The organism is Rahnella sp. ChDrAdgB13 (genome assembly GCF_017655185.1).
Classification (GTDB): Bacteria; Pseudomonadota; Gammaproteobacteria; order Enterobacterales; family Enterobacteriaceae; genus Rahnella; species Rahnella contaminans.
In genome coordinates this window covers 1-2,154 of the sequence record NZ_JAEMGT010000219.1, presented here as the reverse complement: position 1 = coordinate 2,154, position 2,154 = coordinate 1, and the positions used below count along the sequence as shown (strand labels likewise).

Below are 2,154 nucleotides of genomic sequence, written 5' to 3'. Positions count from 1 at the left end.
GCCGGTGTCGAAATAATCAGGCATGAGAAATCACTCGGGATCGTGGCTTCGAAGAACCGGAGCCTTGAGGCGCTGATTGATGTTGGCTGTGAGCACCTTTTTCTGTGGGATGATGACGCTTATCCAATCAGCGATAACTGGCACGTTCCTTACATCGAATCACCTGAGCCTCATCTGGCTTATCAATTTCTCGATCTGGCTGGCGCGAAGAAGCTGAACGATATGGCTGTACTGTATCGCGATGATCGGCATGTAGCATACACCGGCCAGCGCGGAGTGATGCTGTATTACCACCGCAGCGCGATTGAGAAGGTCGGCGGCTTCGACCCGGTTTATGGCCGTGGCATGTATGAGCATCCTGATCTGGCCCTGCGTATTCATAACGCTGGACTGACGACCTGGGCATTCGCTGATGTTGCCGGATCTGAGAAGCTGATTTATTCATTGGATGAACATGAAGCGGTTGAGCGTTCTGTTTCTCGTCCTGACCGTGATGCGTTGGTTCGCAATAACGTGACCATCTTCAATGCGCGGCGTGATTCGGGTTATGCCGGTTATGCCGAGTACCGGCGCCAGCGCAATGTCGTTATCACCACATTGCTGACCGGTCAGCCAGATCCCCAGCGCGGCACTGCAATAAAGCCTGATGTTTCGATTCTCTCTGTGTGGGCCGCTTCTATTCGCGGATCTGATGCCGTGGTGCTGGCTGACCAGCTTGATGTTGCTCCCGCCGGTGCTTCTCTGGTTTCGGTACCGCCGGTTCAAATGAGCCCGTACTTTGCCCGCTGGCTGCATATCTATCAGTATCTGAGAGCGCACCCTGAATACCGGTTTGTCTGGTGTACCGATGGTACTGACGTAGAGATGTTGCATCAGCCGTGGGAAGAGATGGAACCCGGCAAGATATACGTCGGTTCTGAGCCCAAGACATATGCGGATCCGTGGATGCATCAGAACCATCATGGAAAAGTTTACGCCGAATTCCTGAGAGAGCACCGGAACAGTCTAATGCTTAATGCTGGCCTGCTTGGCGGCTGCCGCGAAGATGTCATGGAGTTTGCGCACCAGATAATCCGGCTGCATCACCTCAGCGAAAGTCATCGGTTCTGGGATAAGGGCAAGACGCCAGAAACCCGGGTTGATATGGGCGCATTCGGAATTGTGGCGCATCAATACAGTGACAGGCTTGTGACTGGCCCACGCGTGCATACAGTTTTCCGGACAAAAGGAACTGGTTTGGAGTTCGCTTACTGGAAACATAAATAACAGTTGATCTCAAGGCAGGGGAATATCGTGAAAGTAGAAATTTCAGAAGGTGGTTCGGTTATTTGGATGCGCGATAGCGTAAACGCTGAGGGTATTTTGTCGACAGGCCATGTAAAGGACGGCACACAGCAGAAAATCATTGCCGCCCTTGAGGAGGCGCTTTTTCAGGCCAAAGGCCAGTTAGCTCTAACCAATGATGTTGATTGAATAGTTAATGTTTGCTCTATGCCCAGGTGGCAAGGCTAAAACTATATTCCAGTTTCCGGAATGAGGCGGGGCAATATTAGCCGGGAAGTGCGTATAAAACCCGCCATAAACTGTTGCGCTTTGTCCCCGCTTGTATTTGCTGTAATTGGTGTCATCCATTACCAAAACATTAATCTGGTGGGAGCACTGCACGGACACCACCTGTCCTGATTCAATATATTCACGGCTATGTATATGGCTCACGTATTGTCCTTTCTTCAGAGGTAATCAACCGTCCCTCATCACTGTGTGCGCTCATGCTCCAAACATGGGCGGGCTGAAACCATACAATAAACAAGGTTTATCAATGTGCGAAGAAATAAAGTTTGTTGTTGTTGGTCATCACAAACGCCGCGATATGGGAATGCGCCTCGCCGTTATGCTGGATGCGCACCTGCTGATTGATGACGGTGACAACGGTGCGAACTGGAATCACCGACGGGCTATCGAGTGGGCCAGCCATCAGGATTGTCGCGTGGTGATACTGGAAGATGATGCGCTTCTGTTGCCTGGCTTCACTGATTCAGCACGCGAATGGGTTACCCGGTTCCCCGATAACCTCATCAGCTTCTATCTGGGCACCGGCCGCCCGCCACAGTATCAGCAGCAGATAGCAGCCAGCCTGATTGATGCCGATAAGCG

3 protein-coding genes and 1 pseudogene are annotated in these 2,154 nt (G+C 51.7%); 3 read left to right on the top strand and 1 reads right to left on the bottom strand.

Annotation, left to right across the window (positions count from 1 at the left end; genetic code table 11):
- Both J8X26_RS26950 and J8X26_RS26945 read left to right on the top strand, forming a co-directional pair.
- A partial coding sequence (locus J8X26_RS26950) for a glycosyltransferase family 2 protein (protein ID WP_208952586.1) occupies positions 1 to 1,266 on the top strand: 1,266 nt, incomplete at its 5' end.
- Positions 1,267 to 1,293: 27 nt separating this feature from the next.
- The gene (locus J8X26_RS26945) at positions 1,294 to 1,473 is read left to right on the top strand and encodes an Rrf2 family transcriptional regulator (protein ID WP_208952585.1); all 180 of its coding nucleotides are present in this window, start codon (positions 1,294 to 1,296) and stop codon (positions 1,471 to 1,473) included.
- Here the strand turns inward: J8X26_RS26945 and J8X26_RS26940 are convergent.
- Entirely contained in the window at positions 1,453 to 1,665 is a 213-nt protein-coding gene (locus J8X26_RS26940; RefSeq protein ID WP_307803529.1) for a DUF1883 domain-containing protein, read from the bottom strand. The genes J8X26_RS26945 and J8X26_RS26940 overlap by 21 nt on opposite strands.
- Positions 1,666 to 1,819: 154 nt before the next feature.
- On the opposite strand from J8X26_RS26940, the pseudogene J8X26_RS26935 reads away from it, so the two are divergent.
- A pseudogene (locus J8X26_RS26935) lies at positions 1,820 to 2,154 on the top strand (hypothetical protein); the annotation flags it as partial.